At 63.1% G+C, this 12,614-nt stretch carries 15 protein-coding genes; 10 read left to right on the forward strand and 5 right to left on the reverse strand.

Annotated elements, in window-relative coordinates:
- Positions 1 to 150 precede the first annotated feature (150 nt).
- The 3 genes from CAG34_RS00430 to CAG34_RS00440 are packed head-to-tail and all read left to right on the forward strand — an operon-like array spanning position 151 to position 1,672.
- Positions 151 to 714: a GNAT family N-acetyltransferase gene (locus tag CAG34_RS00430; RefSeq protein WP_008093840.1), complete on the forward strand. Its 564-nt coding sequence runs from the start codon at positions 151 to 153 to the stop codon at positions 712 to 714.
- Between the two features lie 12 nt (positions 715 to 726).
- A complete protein-coding gene (locus CAG34_RS00435) occupies positions 727 to 1,266 on the forward strand; it encodes a hypothetical protein (RefSeq protein WP_085587418.1) in 540 nt (179 codons plus the stop codon).
- Positions 1,267 to 1,285: 19 nt separating this feature from the next.
- Positions 1,286 to 1,672, forward strand: coding sequence for a lysozyme inhibitor LprI family protein (locus CAG34_RS00440; RefSeq protein ID WP_085587420.1), 387 nt, complete (start codon positions 1,286 to 1,288; stop codon positions 1,670 to 1,672).
- A 121-nt stretch (positions 1,673 to 1,793) separates the two neighbouring features.
- Here the strand turns inward: CAG34_RS00440 and mnmH are convergent, their stop codons facing one another.
- A complete protein-coding gene (mnmH, locus tag CAG34_RS00445) occupies positions 1,794 to 2,906 on the reverse strand; it encodes a tRNA 2-selenouridine(34) synthase MnmH (protein WP_085587422.1) in 1,113 nt (370 codons plus the stop codon).
- A complete protein-coding gene (selD, locus tag CAG34_RS00450; RefSeq protein WP_085587425.1) occupies positions 2,906 to 3,940 on the reverse strand; it encodes a selenide, water dikinase SelD in 1,035 nt (344 codons plus the stop codon). The genes mnmH and selD overlap by 1 nt, the downstream gene beginning before the upstream one ends.
- 126 nt (positions 3,941 to 4,066) lie before the next feature.
- Between selD and CAG34_RS00455 the strand changes: the two genes are divergently transcribed.
- The 4 genes from CAG34_RS00455 to phnE are packed head-to-tail and all read left to right on the forward strand — an operon-like array spanning position 4,067 to position 7,321.
- Positions 4,067 to 4,921, forward strand: a complete 855-nt coding sequence (locus CAG34_RS00455; RefSeq protein WP_025337756.1) for a putative selenate ABC transporter substrate-binding protein — start codon at positions 4,067 to 4,069, stop codon at positions 4,919 to 4,921.
- Between the two features lie 20 nt (positions 4,922 to 4,941).
- Entirely contained in the window at positions 4,942 to 5,736 is a 795-nt protein-coding gene (locus tag CAG34_RS00460; protein WP_085587682.1) for a phosphonate ABC transporter ATP-binding protein, read from the forward strand.
- Positions 5,730 to 6,557, forward strand: a complete 828-nt coding sequence (locus tag CAG34_RS00465) for an ABC transporter permease (RefSeq protein ID WP_075043819.1) — start codon at positions 5,730 to 5,732, stop codon at positions 6,555 to 6,557. Before CAG34_RS00460 ends, CAG34_RS00465 begins: the two co-directional genes overlap by 7 nt.
- A complete protein-coding gene (phnE, locus tag CAG34_RS00470; protein WP_085587427.1) occupies positions 6,554 to 7,321 on the forward strand; it encodes a phosphonate ABC transporter, permease protein PhnE in 768 nt (255 codons plus the stop codon). The genes CAG34_RS00465 and phnE overlap by 4 nt, the downstream gene beginning before the upstream one ends.
- A gap of 130 nt (positions 7,322 to 7,451) precedes the next feature.
- Here phnE and CAG34_RS00475 read toward each other — a convergent pair whose 3' ends face one another.
- Complete coding sequence (locus CAG34_RS00475) at positions 7,452 to 8,339, reverse strand: bestrophin family protein (protein ID WP_075043821.1); 888 nt, start codon at positions 8,337 to 8,339, stop codon at positions 7,452 to 7,454.
- Positions 8,340 to 8,558: 219 nt separating this feature from the next.
- Between CAG34_RS00475 and CAG34_RS00480 the strand changes: the two genes are divergently transcribed.
- Together CAG34_RS00480 and CAG34_RS00485 are read left to right on the forward strand one after the other, a co-directional pair.
- Positions 8,559 to 8,852 carry a type II toxin-antitoxin system RelE/ParE family toxin gene (locus CAG34_RS00480; protein WP_080604915.1) on the forward strand — a complete coding sequence of 98 codons (294 nt, stop codon included), beginning with the start codon at positions 8,559 to 8,561 and terminating at the stop codon, positions 8,850 to 8,852.
- Positions 8,849 to 9,145, forward strand: coding sequence for an addiction module antidote protein (locus tag CAG34_RS00485; RefSeq protein WP_085587429.1), 297 nt, complete (start codon positions 8,849 to 8,851; stop codon positions 9,143 to 9,145). Before CAG34_RS00480 ends, CAG34_RS00485 begins: the two co-directional genes overlap by 4 nt.
- Before the next feature lie 153 nt (positions 9,146 to 9,298).
- On the opposite strand, the gene CAG34_RS00490 is transcribed toward CAG34_RS00485, so the two are convergent.
- Together CAG34_RS00490 and CAG34_RS00495 are read right to left on the reverse strand one after the other, a co-directional pair.
- Positions 9,299 to 10,201 carry a transporter substrate-binding domain-containing protein gene (locus tag CAG34_RS00490; protein WP_085587431.1) on the reverse strand — a complete coding sequence of 301 codons (903 nt, stop codon included), beginning with the start codon at positions 10,199 to 10,201 and terminating at the stop codon, positions 9,299 to 9,301.
- A gap of 27 nt (positions 10,202 to 10,228) precedes the next feature.
- The gene (locus CAG34_RS00495; RefSeq protein ID WP_085587433.1) at positions 10,229 to 11,500 is read right to left on the reverse strand and encodes a D-amino acid dehydrogenase; all 1,272 of its coding nucleotides are present in this window, start codon (positions 11,498 to 11,500) and stop codon (positions 10,229 to 10,231) included.
- Between the two features lie 107 nt (positions 11,501 to 11,607).
- Here CAG34_RS00495 and CAG34_RS00500 point away from each other — a divergent pair, with 107 nt between their 5' ends.
- Positions 11,608 to 12,513 carry a LysR family transcriptional regulator gene (locus tag CAG34_RS00500; protein WP_085587435.1) on the forward strand — a complete coding sequence of 302 codons (906 nt, stop codon included), beginning with the start codon at positions 11,608 to 11,610 and terminating at the stop codon, positions 12,511 to 12,513.
- Positions 12,514 to 12,614: the final 101 nt, after the last annotated feature.

Consider the following 12,614-nt stretch of genomic DNA (forward strand, 5'->3'; position numbering starts at 1 on the left):
TCCCACAGGTACACCACAGGCCCGGAGCCTTGCACTATACCTGTGGGAGCCTGGCTTGCCGGCGATGGGCTGCGCAGCAGCCCCGGGATGCTTGAACCGATCGCTTGACGTTAAACTGTCATCTCCTCAGCAATGGACAGGAGATCCGGCGTGACCCCACCCCGCAGTTTCCCCAGTGACCTCTGCCTCGACAGCCCGCGTCTGCAATTGCGCCCCATGCGCCATGCCGATGCCGCGCAATGGTTGGCGATCATGGCCGACCCCGAGGTCATGCGCTATTGGCACCATGCACCTTGGCAAAACCTGGCCGAAGCCGAAAGCGCCCTGGCCGCCGACCGCGAAGCCTATGCCAATGGCGACCAGCTCAAGCTTGGCATGTACCGCCGTGACAACGGCGAACTGATCGGCATGGTCCAGCTGTTCAACATCGACGATGTATCCCGCCGTGGTGAAATCGGCTACTGCCTCGCCAGCGCGGTGCAGGGCAGGGGCTACATGGACGAAGCACTGACCTGCTTCATCGACTACCTCGCCCACACCCTGCACATGCGCCGCCTGGAAGGCGAGATCGACCCGCGCAACCAAGGTTCGGCACGCACTCTGGAGCGCCAGGGCTTCGTGCTGGAAGGCACATTGCGTGCGCGTTGGTGCGTTGCCGGCGAGTTGTCCGATTCGGGTATTTATGGCCTTCTGCTAGAGCCCCCGGTTGCATAGGAAGTAGATCTCTTGCCAGTTTTTTACCTGAGCGCCAGCCTGCTGCTGTATCTGCTCGCATTGTTCTTCGATGGCGCGCTGATGAGTGGCGACCGCCATATGCCGGCCCTGCAGATGCTGTTGTATGGGCCCTGGGGCATGCCCTTCGGTCTGTACCAGTGGTTTGCCAACCCGTTGCTGGCCCTGGCGGTCCTTGCTCATCGACGCTTTCGCCGGCTGTCATTGCTGGTCGGGCTGGTGGCTGTGTATCTGGCGGCCAGCAGCTTTGGAATTGACCGCCTGCCGGACAATCAGAGCTATGAATTTCATGACTTGGCTGGTTTCGGTGCCGGTTTCTACCTGTGGCTGGCGGCGATGGTGGTGTTTTGCGTGGGCCAGGCCTGGCATTGCTGGAGGGCTCGCAGCGCCGACGACATGCCGGGCTGGAGCTGGCTGGATGTGGTGTTGATCGCGGCGCTTGGCGTGGCGTCGTATGCGGCAACGCAGATGCCATCGCTGCGCTTCGAACCGGGCAAGGTACTGATGCCGCCGGAACAGCCACAGACGCTGTGATACCCACAAGGAGGGGTTGATGACCAAGCATTACCTGACGGGCCTGGCAGTGGCCTGTGTGCTGCCGCTGGCCTTGGCGGATGATTACACGCCGGGTTACGGGCAGTGCATGGACAAGGCGTCCAGTACCGTGGCCATGAGCGACTGCATTCGGGCCGAGACGCAGTTGCAGGACCAGCGATTGAACCGGGTGTACAAGCAATTGATGGGTAAGCTGGATGCTGGGCAGCAGAAGAGCCTGCGTGATGTGCAGCGCAAGTGGCTTGCCTACCGCGATGGCAATTGCGGGTTCCATGTGCAGGCCAGTGGCGGGACCATGGCGCAGCTGGAAGGTGGGACCTGTGTGATGGACATGACCCGCGACCGCGCGGCGGAGCTGGAGCGGGTGCTCAGCCCTGGGCAGTGAGGTTGTCTGTACTGGCCCTATCGCCGGCAAGCCAGCTCCCACAGGGAACGCGTGCCCTGTCAGGCAGTGCAATACCTGTGGGAGCTGGCTTGCCGGCGATAGGGCGCGAAGCGGCCCCGTTTTACTTGCGCGGTTCGCGCAGCGCCCGGGCCTTGAGGTACTCGCGCACTTCCACCGCATCACCGGCAAACTCGATACGCTCTGCTTTCGCTGCACGCTGGTAGGCATACATCGGGTCGTAATACTCGCTCAGCAAGCTTTCGATGAAGACCCGGTGCAACTCCACCGAACCACTGCGCTGCTGTTCTTCCAGCGCCTGGCGCAGGATTTCCGACAGCCGCTGATGGCGCTCGCCGCCGAGGCGCTTGTGAATCCTGGCCATGCTCTGCAGAAGCGTCTCGGCAAACAGTCGAAGGCCATCTTCTTCACCATGCAGGCTGACGAACTCGGCGCTCAGGTCGATCACGTAGTCGCGCAGGATACGCTCCACGCGGTTGGCCAAACTGTCTTCCAGCCACACCAGCGGGTATTGCTGCATGCCCTGGTACAACTCCAGCGGTACGGTGCAGCTGCCCACGATTCGGCCTTCGTCTTCCAGCACGAACTGCTCGATACCCCGGGCGCGTTTTTTCAACACGTCTATGGCCAGCCTGTTCTCGAAGTCGATCTGCGCTGGCTGTGCAGTGGCGCGCTTGCCAAAGCTGGAACCGCGATGGTTGGCGTAGCCCTCCAGGTCCAACTCGTTGTCCAGCAGGTGCAGCACGTCGGTCTTGCCGGTGCCGGTCAGGCCGCCCACGAGCACGAAATCACATTGCGCGACCGCCTGTTGGGTAGTCTCCAGCAGGAAGTGGCGCATGGCCTTGTAGCCGCCCTCCACGAGGGGGTAGTGGATGCCCTTCTCATCGCGCAGTACTTTCTGCACAAGATGCGAGCGCAGGCCGCCACGGAAGCAGTACAGGTAGCCTTCCGGGTGTTCCTTGGCGAACTTTGCCCAGGCTTCCAGACGTGCCTGCTTGATCTCACCGCTGACCAACTTGTGGCCCAGAACGATGGCTTCAGCCTGGCCCTTCTGCTTGTAGCAGGTGCCGACCTTTTGCCGCTCCTGGTCATTCATCAGCGGCAGGTTTACGGCACCGGGGAAGGCGCCCTTGGCAAATTCGACAGGTGCACGCATGTCCATCATCGGCACATCGTCGAGGAACAACTGGCGGAAGTCGGTGCAGTCGGGGCGCATCAGATCACCTCGACCGCGTGGCTCTGTCGCTCGACCAGCTTGCCGATCGGTGCCAGCTGCAGGCCCAGTTCGGCGGCCACCGCCAGGAACTCGGCTTCACCTTCCGGGGTAACCGCCACCAGCAGGCCGCCGCTGGTCTGCGGGTCGCACAGCAGGTGCTTCTGGTCGTCGCTCAGGGCGCCGATCTTGTGGCCGTAGCTGTCGAAGTTGCGCAGGGTACCGCCGGGGATGCAGCCCTCGGCCAGGTAGTGGTCGACGCTGGGCAGGCGCGGGACGGCGGCATAGTCCAGGTGTGCGGTAACGCCACTGCCTTCGGCCAGTTCCACCAGGTGGCCGAGCAGGCCGAAACCGGTGACGTCGGTCATGGCCTTGACCCCGTCAAGCTTGCCGAAGCGGCTGCCGGGGGTATTTAGGGTGCACATCCAGTCGCGAGCCAGGCCCTGGTCCTGGGTGCGCAGCTTGGCCTTTTTCTCGGCGGTGGTGAGGATGCCGATACCCAGCGGCTTGGTCAGGTACAGGCGGCAGCCTGCGCTGGCGGTGTCGTTGCGCTTGAGGTGACGCTTGCTGACCACGCCGGTGACGGCCAGGCCGAAGATCGGCTCGGGGGCGTCGATGGAGTGGCCGCCGGCCAGCGGGATGCCGGCTTCGGCACATACCGCACGGCCACCGCGGATCACTTCGCGGGCCACTTCCGGCGGCAGCACGTTGACCGGCCAGCCGAGGATGGCAATGGCCATCAGCGGGTCGCCGCCCATGGCGTAGATGTCGCTGATGGCGTTGGTGGCGGCGATGCGGCCGAAGTCGTACGGGTCATCGACGATCGGCATGAAGAAGTCGGTGGTCGAGACCACGCCGCGCTCGTCATCCAGCGCGTACACGGCAGCGTCGTCGCGCGAGGCGTTGCCCACCCACAGTTTCGGGTCCAGGGCCTGGGCGCCGCTTTCAGCGAGGATCACATCCAGCACCTTGGGGGATATCTTGCAGCCACAGCCGGCACCATGGCTGTACTGGGTCAGGCGAATCGGCTCGCTCATGTGCACCTCAGGAGGTCAATTTGATGCGCGATTGTAGCAAAGCTGGCCTTTGCGCCTGCGCCTCTTATAATTCCCGTCGTCGGCGCATAAGCCGGCCTTTCCCCGCTATTGAACCGGAGAACACCCATGCTCAAACGCCCTCTGGCGCTCGCCGCCGGCCTCGTGCTGTCTTGCTGTGCCGTTGTCGCCCAGGCTGCCGACACCCTGCGGGTCAGCGCCATCCCTGACGAAGCACCGACCGAACTGCAGCGCAAGTTCAAGCCTTTGGGCGAGTACCTGGCCAAGCAGCTGGGCATGGAGGTGAAGTTCGTGCCGGTGGCTGATTACCCGGCGGTAGTCGAATCGTTGGCTTCCAACCGCCTGGACCTGGCCTGGCTGGGGGGCTTCACTTTCGTGCAGGTGCACCTGAAGGACCCTGCCGCCACGCCGCTGGTGCAGCGTGAACAGGATGCGCAGTTCACTTCCAAGTTCATTACCGCCAACCCTGATGTGAAGAGCCTGGCCGACCTCAAGGGCAAGTCGTTTGCCTTCGGTTCCATCTCGTCTACCTCGGGTAGCCTGATGCCGCGTTACTTCATGCTCAAGCAGGACAACATCAAGCCTGAAGACTACTTCGGCCGCGTCGCCTACTCCGGCGCCCACGATGCCACCGTGGCCTGGGTGCAGGCCGGCAAGGTCGATGGCGGCGTGCTCAACGCCAGCGTGTGGCAGAAGCTGGTGGATGCCGGCAAGGTTGATACCGCCAAGGTGAAGGTGTTCGCCACCACCCCGACCTACTTCGACTACAACTGGACCGTGCGCGGCAACATGGACCCGGCGCTGAAAGAGAAGATCAAGAAAGCCTTCCTCGGCCTCGACCCGGCCAACCCGGAGCACAAGGCGATCCTCGACCTGCAGGCCGCCAGCCGCTTCATCGAGACCAAACCTGAGAACTACGTGGGCACCGAACAGGCTGCACGCGAGGCCGGCCTGCTCAAGTGACATCGACAGTGGCTTCCAACGTGGCTATTCATCTGCACGGAGCCGGGCTGCGCCATGGCCAGGTGCGTGCGCTTGATGCCGTGAGCCTGAGCATCGGCCAGGGCGAGCGCGTCGCCATCATCGGGCCTTCGGGGGCGGGCAAGTCCAGCTTGCTGCACCTGATGGCGACCGCCGTCCAGCCCAGCAGCGGGCGCCTGGAGCTGCTCGGCGAACAGCCCTGGGCGCTGTCCGCCAGGGCCCGCCAGCGCCTGCGTGCTCGGGTAGGCCTGGTGCACCAGGCACCGCCCTTGCCACCGCGCCAGCGGGTGGTGACGGCGGTGCTGGCCGGCCGCCTGGGGCAGTGGGGTGTGTTGCGCGGGCTGCTCAACCTGCTATACCCCAGTGATGTGCCGGGGGCGCGCCAAGCCCTGGCCGAGCTGGGCCTGGCCGACAAACTGTTCGTGCAGTGCGGGCAATTGTCCGGTGGCCAGTTGCAGCGGGTGGGTATTGCCCGGGCGCTGTACCAGCGGCCGCAGGTGTTGCTGACCGATGAGCCGGTGTCGGCCATGGACCCGGTGCTGGCCGACCACAGCCTGGCCTTGCTCAACCGCCACGCCCAGGCCAATGGCGTGACCCTGGTGGCGAGCCTGCATGCCGTGGATCTGGCGCTGGCGCACTTCCCGCGGGTGATTGGTATCCGCGAAGGGCAGGTGGCGTTCGACTGCCCGGCGCAAGCGGTGACCGAGCAGTTGCTGGATGCGCTGTACGCCAACGAACAACTGGCTTCACCGCCAAGCCAGGGGCCGACCCTGACCGTGCAGATTCCGCGATGCTGAAGCTTGATGCCCGCGACCCGGCGCTGCTGCCGCGGTTGCTGCTGACCCTGCTGGCGGTGGCGGTGCTATGGCCTGGCATCCGATTGAGCGAACTGAACCCCGGGGTGCTGCTGCAGGCAGAGAACCGCCAGCAGATCGCCAGTTTCACCAGTGCCTTCTGGCCACCGGCACACGATGCCGATTTCCTTTCGCTGCTGTATGAAGCCACCCTGCAGACCCTGGCCGTGGCCACGGCCGGCATGGCGTTGGCGTTGCTGCTGGCGGTCCCTGCCGGGTTGCTGGCCAGCCGTGCCCTGTCGCTGCGCGCAGCCTCCCGTGGCGGTCGCGCCGGGTTATGGTCGCGGTTGCTGCGCCTGCCGGTGCGCTGGTTGCTGATTTTTCTGCGCAGTGTGCCGGAAATCGTCTGGGCGTTGCTGTTCGTGCGGGCCGTGGGGCTGGGGCCGACGGCGGGCGTACTGGCCATTGCCATCACCTACAGTGGCATGCTCGGCAAGGTCTATGCCGAGATCTTCGAGTCGGTCGACCAGCGCCCGGCGCATGCCTTGCTGCAGGCGGGCAGTGGCCGCCTGGCTGCGTTTTTCTACGGCATCCTGCCCAGTGCGGTGTCCGAAGTGGTGTCCTACACCGTGTACCGCTGGGAGTGCGCGGTACGCGCCTCGGTGGTGATGGGCTTTGTCGGTGCTGGTGGGCTGGGGCAGCAGATCGACCTGTCGATGCGCATGTTCGCTGGAGCGGAAGTGGCAAGCATGCTGCTGACGTTCCTGGTCCTGGTGATGCTGGCCGACCTGCTCAGCCGCTTCCTGCGTTGGAGGCTGGCATGAACCGGGTCATCAATTGGCTGGTGCTAGGCGCCATCGTGGCTGCGGTGATGGCCTCGTTCGCATACCTGGAGCTGGACTTGCAGGCGCTGATCGGCAACGGCGGGCTGGGGCAGATGGGCGAATATGCCGGGCGTTTCCTGCACCCGGACCTGTCTGCCGGGCACCTGCGCGCGGTTGCGCACGGGGCGCTGGAAACCCTGGCCATGTCGGGCTTGGGCACCTTGTTGGCCATGCTGCTGGGCATGCTGTTGGCGCTGCCGGCCGCTGGCCGGTTCGGTTGGACGCTGCAGGCCTGTGCGCGGTTGTTGCTGAATGCCCTGCGGGCCATCCCGGAACTGGTGTGGGCCGCGCTGACGGTGCTGGCGGCCGGGCTTGGGCCGAATGCCGGTACGCTGGCGTTGGCGCTGCATACCGCTGGCGTGCTGGGGCGGCTGTTTGCCGAGGCGCTGGAGAACGCACCGCCGGAGCCGGCCGCGGCTATCCGCTTGCAGGGCGGTAGCCAGGTGGCGGCATTCTGCTTTGGCACCTTGCCCAATCTGTGGCCGCAGTTGCTGGCTTATAGCCTGTACCGGTGGGAGAACAATATCCGCATGGCCAGCGTGCTGGGGTTTGTCGGTGCGGGTGGGTTGGGGCAGATGCTGTACACCACCTTGAGCCTGTTCCAGGAGGCTCAGGCCAGCACGGTGATCATGGGGATGCTGGTGCTGGTGTTACTGGTGGATGCGTTGAGTGATGTGTTGCGCCAGCGCTATGTGCGGGCCTGATGGATAGCCGGGGCAGCGTTGCGGCCCTATCGCCGGCAAGCCAGCTCCCACAGGTACGGTGCAAGGTCACAGGATTCCACGGCCCCTGTGGGAGCTGGCTTGCCGGCGATAGGGCAGTTGAGGTCTGGCACTAAGCCAACTCCCCACACTGCGCCTCCCGCTGCATCGACTCCAGATTCCGCTCGATCGTCTCGCAAATGCTGTCCATCTGGATCTGATGCTCACTGAACCTGAACGGGCTCTGCAAATCCGTCCCGATCCGCTCGATGGCCAGCAGCATGAAGCCCACCACCGTCGAAGCCAGCGGCGTGAACCAGCCCAGCGATTCCACCAGCCCCACCGGTACGATCAGGCAGAACAGGGTGATGAACAGCCGCGGAAAGTACACGTAAGGGTAGGGCAGAGGCGTATTGGCGATCCGTTCCATGCCACCTTGGGCGTTGGACAGGTCCACCAGCGTCGACTCCAGCCTTGCCAGGCGAATGCTGTCCAGCCGCCCGGCCTGGTATTCCCGCGCCAGCAACGCCGCCGAACCACTCAGGATGTCGTTGGCGAAATTGTTCGAACGATTGCGCCGCTCGAATTCCGCAGGCGGTATGAATGCCATCAGTTCATCCGGGCAGCGCTCGCCCTTCAAGTGTGCCGCCAGGCAGTTCACATAGGCGATATGCCGACGCAGCAGGGTAGCCTTGATCGGGTTCAGGCCATCATCCGGGTCATCGATCAGGGTCAGCGCCTGCCGCGCGAAGCTGCGTGAACTGTTCACCAACGCCCCCCACAATGTGCGCGCCTCCCACCAGCGGTTGTAGGCGCTGCTGTTGCGAAAGCTCACCAGCACCACCAGCGCCGAGCCCAGCAAGGTCAACGGGATTAGCGGCAGGGTGAACTTGCTGTTGAAGAACAGCATGAAATCGATGGTGACCAGCACATCCCAGATCAGCAGCCAGAACAGCGACCAGCCGATGTAGCCGACGGTCTTCACGACCAGGCGGTACTTGCGGGTGATGATGTCTTTCACGCGGGGTACCTCGAAACGCGGGTGATGCAGGATCGGACGTCGAGGCTCGGCGAAGGTTCGGGTGTTGAATGTTGCAAGGTTTTTTGTGACCGTGAAGAGAAAAGTCTGACCCCGTTATGGGAAATGCCTGAGTTCCCATATAAGGGGTAAGGCGACAGAGTGGGCCGCTTCAACACTTGAATGGGTGTATCCGTACGGATACGATTGGGTGACCACTTGATGTATCTCGTTGAACAGACGGAGAGCTTTGCAGTTTGGCTATCCAGCTTGAGAGATTTGAGGGCCCAGCTTGCGATAGGTCGTAGATTGGAGCGAGCAGCAATGGGGAATCTTGGAGATGTCAAATGGCTTGGAGGCGGTATCGGTGAGCTTCGCATCGATGTAGCTGCTGGATATCGTGTCTATTTTGCGCAAAAGGGCCAGAGGCTGGTTCTGCTGTTGGTCGGCGGAGACAAGTCCACCCAGGCCACCGATATCCTCAAAGCCAGAAAACTGCTGAAGGAGATGAAATGAGCGAAAAGTTGATCCCGTTTGATATGGCGGCCTTGTTGAGTAGTGATGAGGCCATCACTGAGTACCTTAGTCAGGTCCTCGCAGATGGCGATACCGAGGAAATAATTCGGGCACTTAGCCATATCGCTCGCGCACGGGGAATGACGCAGATCGCCACCGAGAGTGGGTTGGGAAGGGAAAGTCTGTACAAGGCACTCACTCCAGGCGCAAAACCACGCTTTGACACTGTGCTGAAAGTCATTCGTGCCTTGGGTGTCGACCTCCTCGTTCAGCCCCATGTAGTTCCCCGCTAGCAGAACAGGGATTTCGGAGGGCTGAACGGGGCGGTTGGTCAGCTTCATGGCAGGTCATTCCTGCGCTGGCAACGGGGCGCGGTCGGAGCGGCCGAGGCCATTGCCTCCAGTACTTTGCGAGGCCGTGAGCCAGAGGGGCTGGTCGTCTGGATGCTACTCCACCGGGTCACTCACCGGCTTGGCAAAGATGGCCTTGAGTTCGCTGGTCATCGGGAACTCCAGGTTCAAGCCTTTAGGCGGAATCGGCTGTTCGAACCAGCGCTGGTAGATCCCGTTGATTTCCCCTGAGCTGTACAGCTCGCCCAGCGACGCGTTCACCAGCGCGAGGAACTGCGGGTCATCCTTGCGCACCATGCAGCTGTAGATTTCCCGCGACTGCTCTTCCCCGACCACCACCCAGTTGTGCGGATCGCGAGCCTTGGCGCGTTCTCCGTAGAGCAGCGCATCGTCCATGTAGAACGCCGCCGCTCGGCCGGACTGCAACATCTGGAAGGCTTCACCGTGGTCCTTGGCGCTGATCACGTACATGTCCATCTTGTTATCGACGTTGTAGCTTTTCAGATAGCGTTCGTTGGTGGTGCCGGCGGTGGTCACCACATTCTTGCCGCGCAGGTCGGCGAAACTCTTGATCCCGCTGTCTTTGGCCGTCAGCAACTGGCCTTTGACATAGATGAACCCATAGGAAAACGCCACCTGTTTCTGACGCTCTGCGGTGACGCCGGTCGAGCCGCACTCCAGGTCAACGGTACCGTTCTGTACCAGCGGAATGCGGGTTTGCGATGTCACCAGGTTGTATTTCACCTTGAGCTGGGGCAATGCCAGCTTCTGCTGTACCCGCTCGACGACCTTGTTCGCCAGGTCTACCGAGTAGCCCATGGGTTGCCCCGAATGGTCGCCCACATAAGAGAACGGTACCGAAGCATCGCGATAGCCCAAGGTAATGCTGTTGGCTCTGGCAATCTTGCTCAGGGTAGGCCCCAGCGCTGCTTCGTCAGCATGGGCCTGGGTGCCTAGCAACAGGCCAAGGGTGCAGCCGATCAACGTGATTTTTCGCATTGTTATTCTCCGTTGTAGGTGAGGGGATCAGAGACATGCTGCAGTACGGTTATTTCCACCAGCCGCACGGGCGGTGAAACCCTGCAGGTCGATGGAGGGGCGGCGCTGGCCGATCAGTTCACTCAGCAAACGTGCGCTGGCGCAGGCCAGGGTAAAGCCCAGCGCACCATGGCCGAGGTTCAGCCACAGGTTGCGATACGCCGTTGCGCCCAGCAGCGGCACGCCGCTAGGCGTGGCCGGACGCATGCCGGCCCATTCGATGGCGTAGTCATAATTACCGGCGTTGGCGAAAGTCTCGCGGGCCTGGCGCTTGAGCAAGGCCAGGCGCTTGGGATCCAGCGACGGGTCGAAACCGACAATGTCGACCATCGCCGCCACACGCAACTGTTCACCGATCCGGGCGTAGACGATCTTGCGGTCGTAGTCGGTGATGCTCAGGTCCGGCGCCCGATGCTGGGCGCCGATCGGTACTGTCAGGCTATAACCCTTCAGCGGATACAGCGGCAGGTCAATGCCCGGCAGCGCCAGCAACGCACTGCGATGGCCGGCTGCAACCACCAGGTGCTCCACCGGCAGCACTTCGTCGTCCAGTTCAATCGCATTCACTACGCCATGCGCATGGCGAATTCCGGACACCGCCTGGCCCAGGCGGAACTTGCAGCGTCCCGACGCCTGCAAGCGCGCCGCCAGTTGCTGGCAAAAGCTGTGGCAATCGCCGACCTCTTCATCCGGGGTATAGATGGCGCCGACAAAGGGCGCCTCTGTCAGCGCTGGGTCCAGACGGGCACAGTCGGCTTGTGACAACACGTGTTGTTGCTGGGGCGCGGCAAGATTCTTGCGCGCATGTTCAAAGCTACTGGCCTTGCGGAAGGTGACCAGCTTGCCGTTGCGTCGCCAGTTGAAACCACCCAGGCCGTCCTCCTCACGCCAGGCTTGCAAGGTCGACTGGCTCAGCAGCGCGAGGCGCAGCAGATGGCCGGCGTTGGCGCGGTTGACCGAGGAGCGGCAAGCACCCAGGAATGCTGCCATCCAGCGCCACTGCGCACGATCGAAGCGCGGGCGCAATCGCAGCGGCGATTCACCGCGCAGCATCCAGCCAAGGGCCTGCAATGGCACACCTGCGTCGGCCAGGGGCGCCACGTAGCGATAGGACAGCTGGCCGCCGTTGGCGAAGCTGGTTTCACTGCCCAACGAATCGCGAGCCTCGATCAGCGTCACATCAAAGCCGTCGCGTACCAGTGCGTAAGCGGTTGACAGGCCAATGACGCCACCGCCGATGATGCATACATGCTGAGCCATGTCAGTCCTTGTTCTTTGTTGGAGCGAGGCTGAGGTTAGGGCCAGGTGACAGGTGGCGAAAAATGAATAAAGATCGCTGAGCCATAAACAAAGGTTATGGACTTGCCATGCGCCTTCGTCATATCGAAATTTTCCAGGCCATCCGCCAGACCGGCTCGGTCAGCGGTGCCGCGCAGTTGCTGCACGTTTCCCAACCTGCCGTGACCAAGGTGCTGCAGCACGCCGAGCAGCAACTGGGCTTTCCGTTGTTCCTGCGGGTGCGCGGCAAGCTGCAGCCCACACCCGAAGCGCTGGAGCTGGAGCGTGAGGTCGACAAGGTCACGGAGAGCCTGCAAGGGGTGCGACGCCTGGCGCAAAGCCTGCGTCGCGCGCCGGGCCACAGCCTGCGGATCGGTGCGACCCCGGCGCTGGCCCTGTCACTGCTGCCGCCGGCCATTCATGAGTGGACCCAGCGGTACCCGGACATCGCCTGCGAGCTGTCCAGCGCCCACAGTCGCGAACTGGTGCAGAACCTGTTGATGCGGGAGATCGATGTCGCCCTGACCCTGCAACAGCCAGATCACCCAGCGCTCAAGGCGCAGGCGCTGGCCAGCGGAGTTTTGGTGGCATTGGCACCGGCAGGTTATTGGCCGCTGGAAGATGAAGGCAAGCCGCTGCCGTTGGCGGCACTGGCCGGTGCGCCCATGATCGGGCTGTCCAGCGCCGACCCGCTGTCGGTGCGCCTCGAAAGCTACCTCAAGGCGGTGGAGCCGCCGCCACAGGTGAGCATCGCGGTGCAAACCTATTCCCTGGCCAGGGCGATGGTCGAATCCGGTGCTGGGCTGGCGGTGATCGATCCCTTCACCGCACTTGGCGCGGCGCCTGGGGCGACCGCGATCAGGCCGCTGACCCCGGCGCTGCCGATTACCTTGCATGCGGTGACCCGCACTGCCGAACCGTCACCGCATACATTGAGCGAGCTGCTGACGATTTTCAGCAGCCGTGCCCAGGGGCAGCTGGATCGCTGGCGCTGACCGGACGGGCAAAAAAACCGACCATAAGGTCGGTTTTTCTGAAATATGTTCAGCGACATATAACGCCGAACCACCGTTTCTCTTGGTATCTCGACTCTGAC

Origin of the sequence: Pseudomonas sp. B14(2017) (assembly GCF_002113255.1) — a bacterium.
GTDB lineage: Bacteria > Pseudomonadota > Gammaproteobacteria > Pseudomonadales > Pseudomonadaceae > Aquipseudomonas > Aquipseudomonas putida_Z.

Excerpts from the sequence above, each read along its gene's own strand:
- CAG34_RS00500 (WP_085587435.1), top strand. The coding sequence starts at position 11,608 with ATGCGCCTTCGTCATATCGAAATTTTCCAGGCCATCCGCCAGACCGGC.
- CAG34_RS00480 (WP_080604915.1), top strand. The coding sequence starts at position 8,559 with ATGTATCTCGTTGAACAGACGGAGAGCTTTGCAGTTTGGCTATCCAGC.
- CAG34_RS00485 (WP_085587429.1), top strand. The coding sequence starts at position 8,849 with ATGAGCGAAAAGTTGATCCCGTTTGATATGGCGGCCTTGTTGAGTAGT.
- phnE (WP_085587427.1), top strand. The coding sequence starts at position 6,554 with ATGAACCGGGTCATCAATTGGCTGGTGCTAGGCGCCATCGTGGCTGCG.
- CAG34_RS00490 (WP_085587431.1), bottom strand. The coding sequence starts at position 10,201 with ATGCGAAAAATCACGTTGATCGGCTGCACCCTTGGCCTGTTGCTAGGC.
- CAG34_RS00440 (WP_085587420.1), top strand. The coding sequence starts at position 1,286 with ATGACCAAGCATTACCTGACGGGCCTGGCAGTGGCCTGTGTGCTGCCG.
- selD (WP_085587425.1), bottom strand. The coding sequence starts at position 3,940 with ATGAGCGAGCCGATTCGCCTGACCCAGTACAGCCATGGTGCCGGCTGT.
- CAG34_RS00465 (WP_075043819.1), top strand. The coding sequence starts at position 5,730 with ATGCTGAAGCTTGATGCCCGCGACCCGGCGCTGCTGCCGCGGTTGCTG.
- CAG34_RS00455 (WP_025337756.1), top strand. The coding sequence starts at position 4,067 with ATGCTCAAACGCCCTCTGGCGCTCGCCGCCGGCCTCGTGCTGTCTTGC.
- CAG34_RS00495 (WP_085587433.1), bottom strand. The coding sequence starts at position 11,500 with ATGGCTCAGCATGTATGCATCATCGGCGGTGGCGTCATTGGCCTGTCA.
- mnmH (WP_085587422.1), bottom strand. The coding sequence starts at position 2,906 with ATGCGCCCCGACTGCACCGACTTCCGCCAGTTGTTCCTCGACGATGTG.